Origin of the sequence: Arthrobacter sp. UYCu712 (assembly GCF_040547005.1) — a bacterium.
In the GTDB taxonomy this organism is placed as follows: Bacteria; Actinomycetota; Actinomycetes; order Actinomycetales; family Micrococcaceae; genus Arthrobacter.
In genome coordinates, this window is sequence record NZ_JBEPOZ010000024.1 from 63,504 (window position 1) to 71,610 (window position 8,107).

The 8,107-nt window shown below is 66.9% G+C and carries 9 protein-coding genes; 7 read left to right on the plus strand and 2 right to left on the minus strand.

What is annotated here, in order from left to right; all coding sequences use genetic code 11:
• Positions 1-106 precede the first annotated feature (106 nt).
• Complete coding sequence (locus tag ABIB51_RS18885) at positions 107-889, minus strand: serine hydrolase (protein ID WP_354190794.1); 783 nt, start codon at positions 887-889, stop codon at positions 107-109.
• A 50-nt stretch (positions 890-939) separates the two neighbouring features.
• Entirely contained in the window at positions 940-1,179 is a 240-nt protein-coding gene (locus tag ABIB51_RS18890; RefSeq protein WP_354190796.1) for a hypothetical protein, read from the minus strand.
• A gap of 258 nt (positions 1,180-1,437) precedes the next feature.
• On the opposite strand from ABIB51_RS18890, the gene uraD reads away from it, so the two are divergent.
• From uraD to ABIB51_RS18925, 7 genes are all read left to right on the plus strand, one after another.
• Positions 1,438-1,935 carry a 2-oxo-4-hydroxy-4-carboxy-5-ureidoimidazoline decarboxylase gene (gene uraD, locus ABIB51_RS18895; protein ID WP_354190798.1) on the plus strand — a complete coding sequence of 166 codons (498 nt, stop codon included), beginning with the start codon at positions 1,438-1,440 and terminating at the stop codon, positions 1,933-1,935.
• Complete coding sequence (gene uraH / locus ABIB51_RS18900) at positions 1,932-2,273, plus strand: hydroxyisourate hydrolase (RefSeq protein ID WP_354190800.1); 342 nt, start codon at positions 1,932-1,934, stop codon at positions 2,271-2,273. Before uraD ends, uraH begins: the two co-directional genes overlap by 4 nt.
• Positions 2,274-2,693: 420 nt before the next feature.
• A complete protein-coding gene (locus ABIB51_RS18905) occupies positions 2,694-4,034 on the plus strand; it encodes an MFS transporter (protein ID WP_354190802.1) in 1,341 nt (446 codons plus the stop codon).
• A gap of 68 nt (positions 4,035-4,102) precedes the next feature.
• Positions 4,103-4,786 (plus strand): GntR family transcriptional regulator, encoded by a 684-nt coding sequence (locus tag ABIB51_RS18910; protein WP_354190804.1) that lies wholly within the window; start codon positions 4,103-4,105, stop codon positions 4,784-4,786.
• The gene (locus tag ABIB51_RS18915; protein ID WP_354190806.1) at positions 4,783-5,595 is read left to right on the plus strand and encodes an aspartate/glutamate racemase family protein; all 813 of its coding nucleotides are present in this window, start codon (positions 4,783-4,785) and stop codon (positions 5,593-5,595) included. The genes ABIB51_RS18910 and ABIB51_RS18915 overlap by 4 nt, the downstream gene beginning before the upstream one ends.
• A gap of 42 nt (positions 5,596-5,637) precedes the next feature.
• Positions 5,638-7,077: an amidohydrolase family protein gene (locus ABIB51_RS18920; RefSeq protein WP_354190808.1), complete on the plus strand. Its 1,440-nt coding sequence runs from the start codon at positions 5,638-5,640 to the stop codon at positions 7,075-7,077.
• A gap of 7 nt (positions 7,078-7,084) precedes the next feature.
• A complete protein-coding gene (locus tag ABIB51_RS18925) occupies positions 7,085-7,816 on the plus strand; it encodes a maleate cis-trans isomerase family protein (RefSeq protein ID WP_354190810.1) in 732 nt (243 codons plus the stop codon).
• Positions 7,817-8,107: the final 291 nt, after the last annotated feature.

Sequence of the window (8,107 nt, forward strand, 5' to 3'; positions counted from 1 at the left end):
GGGCACTTCGACACGAAACGCCGGGGCGGCGTCGGCCATTTCGACGCCGGCCCCGGCAAAGTGCCCCCGGACCGCAGGCGAGGCGGTCTCGGCGGACCCCTGCGCCCTAGAATGAGGCGTTTGCCACGGCAGTTGTCAGCTGGCGGATCACCTCGGTGCGCTCCGGGACATCGGCCAGGCTCGCGCCCTTCGTATAAATCACCAGGGCGTACGCTCTGCCGTCCTGGGCGAGGATGGCGGCGTCGTGCAGTTCGTCGTCCAGGAGGCCGTACTTGTGGAAGACCTCGATCCCGTCCGGAACCGCCGCGGGAATGAGCGCTTCATAGTTCGTGCCCTGCATGTAGGACAGCGGCTGCGCGGCGTGCTCGCTGTCCAGGAGCGATCCCGAATACAGCTTGGCCAGGATGCCGGCCATGTCTGCCGCGGTCAGGGTGTTGGATTCAGGCGCATAGCTCACCCCCAGTGAGCCGGCGTAGTCCCGGAGCCCGGCGTGGCCCACCGCGTCCATCACCAGCGACCAGGAATCGTTGTCGCTCTGCTGGATCATCTCCCGGAGCTGGAAACCCGAGTCGTAGGCACCCAGGCGGTCGTCCAGGGAGGCCGCGCCGGATTCGACCTGGTGGTAATACGCTGCGGCGGCCAGGACCTTGGCCGTGCTGGCGGCGACGAATGCCGCCTGGACGGCCGTCGTCGAACGGGCCCGCGCGGCGGAGTGGACCCCGGTACCCACCGCCACCGCCAGGGCCGCGCCGCACAGCGCGACGATGACCCTGCGGGCGCGGCGGAGTGCCCGGGAGCGCAGCCGGGACGCAGTGCCACTGTGGCGGTACCGGGGCTGCCGTGGCGGTACTGGGGCTGCCGTGGCGTGCGCTTTCCCATGGTCGCTCACGCCAGCTATGCCGGAGCTATGAATCGGCTGTCACCCCACCCAGCAGGAGGTTAGGCCTCGTCGTCCCACATGCCGGTGTCCGCGGCGTCTTCCGGTTTGCCCTCCGGCCCGGAATCTCCGGATCCTACGTAGGCGGCGGGCACCGTTCCCGCGGCCTGGGTCAGTTGTTCCTCGCGGATATTGCCGGTCTGGCCGGGTTCGGCGTGCGGCTGGCGGGCTTCGACGGCGTCCGGGTCGCCCGGCCCGCGCAGACCGGCCGGACCGGTGTTCGGTTCGTTCGGATCACTCATGACACTGCCTTTCATCCATGGATCGAATCCCTTCCCACACTAACGTGGAGACAGGATGGGCCACAGGGCCGTGCTTGCGCGGCCCTGTGGCCCGGCAGCGTCCCAGCAGCCCGTCAACAACTGACCCGGCAGTTGACACCCGCAGGAGGGTGCGGTTGACTTTTTGCATATGCTGAAATAACAGTTCCATGATGCGGAATGAAGTATCCGCATAGCCCTACACCGTGGATGCCAGCATCGAACACGAGGACTTGCCTCATGCACCTTGAACAGTTCAACGCGGCCGGCCGCACGGAGGCTGCCGATTCCCTGCGTCCCTGCCTGGACATCCGGCGCTGGATCGACGAGCTCGCCGGCGCGCGGCCCTATCCCGACGTCGAAGCACTCCTGGATGCGGGCCGAGGCGCAGCCGACCCGTTCACCCCGGCGGAGATCGAGGCCGCACTGGCCCACCACCCGCGGATCGGCGAGAGGGCCCAGGGCAACAGCGCTGAAGCCAGGCTGTCCCAGTCGGAACAGGCCGGACTCGGCGAGGCCGACGCGGCCGTCTCGGAAGCCTTGGCAGCGGGCAACCAAGCCTACGAGGAGAGGTTCGGGCAGGTGTTCCTGATCCGGGCAGCCGGCCGCAGCCGCGAGGAGATCCTTACCGCGCTCAACACCAGGCTCGCCCACACGCCCGAGGAAGAACAAACAATCATTGGCCAGCAGCTGCGGGAAATCGCAGTGCTCCGACTCGAAGGACTGATGGGCAAATGAGCATGTCCCACGTCACCACCCATGTACTCGACACCGGCTCCGGCAATCCGGCGGCGGACGTCCCGGTCACCCTCCACATGCTCGACGGCGAGCGCTGGGTCCAGATCGCCGAGGGCACCACCGATGCGGACGGTCGCATCAAACAACTCGGAGCGGACCAGCTGCCCACAGGGACTTACCGCCTGGCCTTCGACACGGGCAAGTACTTCGCCGCCAGCGGCACCGAAACATTCTTCCCCGAGGTGACCCTCACCTTTGGCGTGCTGGAGTCAGAGGCCCACTACCACGTGCCACTCCTGCTGAGCCCGTTCGCCTATTCCACCTACCGGGGCAGCTGAGCACGGCAGAACCTGCCACAACACAGAAGGGCCCGCGGCGACGCCGCGGGCCCTTCTGTGCGCCTGACGCCCGGCTCCGGCCATTCCAGTCGCCCCCTCGATGCACCTCGCCTGCGCCCGCCGTCAACAGGATCCCCCCACCGCAGCGACGGCCGCACCCGCACCTGTCACAATCGGTGATTTGGCCCGGTTGGGCCACAACGGAACAAATTCCTTGACAGTGACACGGGTCACTTCTATTCTGAATTTTGGGATCCCAAATTGGGATCCCAAAAGATCGTGTTACGGATCCCGGGCCGCAGATCATTTGCCCGGCGCCTCCGAATTGGACCCAGGACGCCCCACCAGCCGGCCTCCTGCCCCGCGAACACCCAAGTCTTTTCCCCTTCTGCAAATCTTCCTCTCTGTGAAGGAGAAGTTGTGTCTGTTCAAAACACTAAAACCGCAGTCCCGCTCCCCGACGACAAGACCGGCAAGGACGGCGTGCAACGTCGCACCAACGTCCGATGGAAAATGTTCCTGCTCCTACTGGTCCTCGTCGCCGTCAACTACATCGACAGAGGCTCCATCTCGGTGGCCCTGCCGATCATCCAGAAAGAATTCAACCTCGCCCCGGAGCTCGTGGGCCTCCTGCTCTCCGCCTTCTTCTGGACCTATGCGCTGATGCAGGTCCCGGTCGGTCTACTGATCGACAAGTTCGGTCCCCGCAAGGTCATGACGGCGTCCTGCGTCGGTTGGGGCGCGGCTACAGCGGCCTCCGGCTTTGCCGGCGGCTTCCTCAGCATGTTCATTGCCCGGATGGGCATCGGCGTCACGGAAGCCGGTGTCATGCCGGCTGGCGGCAAGCTCAACGCAATCTGGATGCACAAATCTGAGCGCGGACGCGGCGCCACCATCCTCGACGCCGGCGCGCCCCTGGGTGCCGGCCTGGGCGGCATCCTGATCGCCGGCCTCATCGCCTCCACCGGCAGCTGGCGCCTCGCGTTCATCATCGCCGGCGCCGCCACCGTCCTGATGGGCCTGGCCGTGTGGTGGTACGTCCGCGACAACCCCCGCCAGCACCGCGGGGTCAACGACGCCGAGGCCGAATACATCGAGGCCTCCCACGCCGCGGAGGACGCTGCGGCCGAGCTCGACGGCAGCAAGGGCAAGCGCGCTCTCCTGCCTTACCTGAAATTCCGCTCCTTCTGGGCCATGTGCCTCGGCTGGCTCGGCTTCAACGGCGTCTTCTACGGGCTGCTGACCTGGGGGCCGCTCTACCTGGCCCAGGACAAGGGCTTCGACCTCAAGACCATCGGGTGGTCCACCTTCGTGATCTTCGGCGCCGGCTTCGTCGGCGAAATCCTGGGCGGCGCCATAGCCGACAAGTGGCAGTCCACCGGCGCCTCCGCCAACCGCGTGATGCGCACGCTCCTGGGCACGTCCAGCGTGGTCGTGATCGGCGGCCTGATCGGCGTCACCGTCGTGGCGGATCCCACCACCGCCGTCGTCCTCCTGTCCGTGGTCATGTTCTTCCTCCGCTGGGTGGGCCTATTCTGGAGCATCCCCTCCATCCTGGGCGGCCGGACCAACGCCGGAGTCCTGGGCGGCGCGATGAACTTCAGCGGCAACATCTCCGGCTTCGTGACCCCGATTGCTGTCGGCCTGATCGTGGGCGCCACCGGTTCCTACACCTGGGCGCTGCTGTACTTCGTGGGATCCGCGATCATCATGGGCGTCTCCGTCCTGGCGCTGAACTACAACAAGCGGCTACCTGTCTAAGCTGGCCTCACGCACCTGTTCCCGAAGCCGGGAACGCATTGCCAGACAAGAACCGAAAGTGGAGAAGCATGCACAGCGCAGAAGAGACCCAGGACAAGGAACGCCCCCTTCGGGAGGCTGTCCGGGACACCCTCCGCAACAGGATCTTCGAAGGGCATTACGTTCCCGGCACCAGGCTGGTGGAACGCGACCTCGCCGCCGAATTCAATGTCTCACGCCTTCCCGTCCGCGAAGCGCTCCGCATGCTGCGCCAGGAAGGGCTCATCAGCGACCGCGGCGCCCGCGGCGCCGAAGTCAGCACCCTGAGCCCCAAGGACGTGGAGGATCTGTTCGACGTCAGGCAGTCCCTCGAGGTGCTTGCCTGCCGCCTGGCCGCCACCCGGGCCACCCCCGACGACCTCGCCGGCCTCAAAGGCCTGCTGGACGAGGCCGGCCGCTGCCTGGCCAAGGGCGCCATCATGGAAGCCCACCGCGCCAACAGCGAATTCCACGATGCCATCACCCGGATCGCGGACAACGGCTTCCTCAAGTCCGCGCTGGAACCGCTCCAGGGCCGTATGCACTGGCTCTTCCGCCACGTCAGCGACCTCCCGGAGCTCATCGAGGAACACCGCGCACTCTATGCCGCCATCGCCAGCGGCGACCCGGCACGGGCAGCCGCCCAATCGGCGTCGCACATCGGCAAATACCGTGAACAATTTCCGGAAGATTTCAGCCGGACTGAACCCGCCCTTCATCGGAAGAACTTATGAAAATCCTTGTCATCAACCCCAATATCAGCGACGACGTTACCGCGCTGATCGAAGCGGAGGCTCTCCGCTCCGCTTCCCCCGGAACCGAACTCGCGGTCCGCACCGCAGGGTACGGCGTGGAATACATCGAAACCCGCTTTGAGTCCCTGATCGCGGCGGGAGCCGTCGCCGAAATCGTCGCCGAGTACACCCGCGACGGGCCGGGATCCGATAACAGCGTCGACGGCGTCGTGGTGGCCGCATTCGGGGACCCCGGGATGCCTGCGCTGAAGGAACTCACCGACGTCCCCGTTATCGGGATCACCGAGGCCGCCCTCTGCGCCGCCGCCCTGCAGGGGCACCGGTTCTCCATCATCGCCATCTCGGACCGGATCAAGCCCTGGTACCAGGACTGTGTGGAGCGGTTCGGCCTCGGCGGCCGGCTAGCGTCGATCCGCTCCATCAACGAGGCCCTCCACGGCATCGCCTCGGTGCAGCAGGACTTCAAGGCAACCCTGCTGGCCCTCAGCCACCAGGCCGTCAACGAGGACGGGGCCGACGTCGTGATCCTCGCCGGTGCGCCGCTCGCCGGGCTGGCACGCGAACTCCGCGGGGCCATCGGGGTCCCGGTGGTGGACGGCATCTCCGCCGGCATCCGCATGGCGGAAGCCGTCGTCGGCCTCGACTCCGGCCTACATCGCGCCGGCGCGTTCGCGCCTCCCCCGGCCAAAGCCCGCCGCGGCCTCTCCGCGAATCTGGACGCGGCCCTCACCGCCGCGCAGAACGCCGCCACGCACGACGCCGGCCACGGCGCCACCCAGCCGGCCTAGCCCGCACCGGCCAACCAGCTACTTCAACCTAGGAGGACACCGATGTCCGACACCCCAGAACTCGTCATCGCCAACGGCACCGTGGTCAACAACTTCGGACGCCAACTGGCTCATATTGTGGTCCGGGATGGCCGCATCGAGCGGCTGGTGGATGCCGCCGGGCCCGTCCCCGCCGCCACACGCACCATCGATGCCGCCGGGCTGCTGGTCATTCCCGGCGGCGTCGACGGACACTGCCACGTTGCCCAGGTCACCGGCCGGTTCCGCACCCTCGATGACTACCGGACAACGTCGACGGCTGCTTTGTGGGGCGGCACCACCACCATCATCGATTTCGGCATCCCCCGCGATGCCCGCGAAACCCCGCTCGCGGCCGTCCTGAACAAGAAGGAACTGGCCCGCGACTCCCGGTGCGACGTCGCGCTGCACGGTTCCGTCGTCAGCTGGGACGAAACGGTGCCGTGGCAGCTGGAGCAACTCGCCGCCGAGGGTATCCGGTCCGTCAAGATGTACACCACCAACCGCGGCACCACCATGGCGGACGGGGACACCATCCTGAAGGTCATGCGCGAGATGGTCCGCCTGGACGGCCTCACATACATCCACGCCGAGCACGACCCCATCATCGCGGACTGCACCCGGCAGCACGCGGACGACGGCCGGATCGGCATCGGGCACCTGCACCGCACCCGGCCCGAACTGGCCGAAGAGGTCTCAGTCAAGGAAACCCTGGCCATGGCCGAATACACCGGCGCCCCCGTCTACTTTGTGCACCAGTCCACGCCCGGCGCGGTGGATCTGGTCGCCGAGGCCCGCGGCCGCGGCCAGGCGGCATACTCCGAGACCTGCCCGCACTACCTCACCCTCGACGACAGCGTGTACGGCTCGGTGATGCCCGAGTGGTACGCCTGTTGCCCGCCCATGCGCAGCCCACAGACCGTCGCCGCGCTCCGGGAACGGCTCGCCGCCGGCGCCATCCACACCGTCGCCTCCGACCACTCCTGCTACGACCTCACGCAAAAGCGGGAGCGCACCGACGACATCCGTGAAATGCCGCACGGACTCCCGGGCGTCGAAACCCGGATGCCCGTCACTTTCACCGCCCTGATGGAAGCTGCCCGCGGAGCACGGGTGGAGGACTTCGTCGAAGTCTTCTCCGCCGGCCCGGCCCGCATCAACGCCCTTCACCGCAAGGGAACCATCGCGCCCGGGTTCGACGCCGACCTGGTCATCTTCGATCCGGCCGAGAAACGCGTCGTCGACGGCGGCGCCCTCCATATGGGCACCGATTTCTCGCCGTTCGACGGCCGGACACTCACGGGGTGGCCCGCCGTCGTCGTTTCCGCCGGACGGGTGGTGGTGGACGGCGACGGTTTCCACGACCCCGGTCCCGTGGGCCGCTTCGTGCCCCGCGCCGGTTTCCGCGAACACCAGGCGGCCACCACGCCCGTCCTCATTCCCGCCGCCCAGGCCACCCGCTAGGAGCCCCATGCCTTCCGCAACCCGCCCCATCCGCATCGGCATGATCGTGCCGTCCTCCAATACCTGTCTCGAACCGCAGAGCTACCGGATCCTCGGCGACCGCGACGACGTCACCATCCACTTCGCCCGGATCCCGGTCACCCGGATTGCCCTGGACAAATCCTCGGACCAGCAATTCGATGCCGCCGTGATGCGGGCCGCCGCAGAGCTCCTGGCCACCGCCGACGTCGACGTCATCGCCTGGAACGGCACCTCGGGCTCGTGGCTCGGCGCGGGCCACGACCGCAAGCTCGTGGAGGAAATCACCGACGCCACCGGCATCCCGGCCACGACGTCCACGCTGGCGTACATGGAGGCGTTCAGAAGCTCCGGCACCGAACGCATCGGGCTCTTCACCCCGTACACCGGGGACGTCAACGAACAGATTGTGGCGTCCTACCAACGGGACGGCATCAAGACCCTCGACCACCGCTTCCTGGGCCTGAGCGACAACGAGTCGTTCGCCCGCGTGGCGGATGAGGAGATGCGTCCGGGGTCGCTGGAGCTCGCAGCGGCCCGGCCGGACGCCATCATTTACCTTTGCACCAACCTCTACGGCGCCAACATCACTGCGGAAATCGAGGCCGAGACCGGCGTTCCCGTCCTGGACTCGGTGGCCGTCACGCTGTGGCATTGCCTCAAGATGGCGGGCGCACCGCTCCTTGACCCGCGCTGGGGCAGGCTGCTCACGTCTGCTTGAACCCCCAGTGGAGGCACTCCGCGTTGGCTGCCGTGGGCCCGTAACCCCTGGCAGCCGATTGTGACCGTCCGCTCGCCTTGACGCGCGGATCGTCGCCTAGATAATCTCGAGATGCAATAAAGTTTTCTCACAAAACGAAAACTTGAGCCAACTATTCAACGATGAAAAGAGGTTGGACGTGGCTGCAGGAGAAGAGACCTCCCATATCCTCAGCGGGTTGACAAACCAGCTGCCTGATCGTGATCCGGAAGAGACCGCCGAATGGCTGGAGTCCCTGGATACCCTGATTCA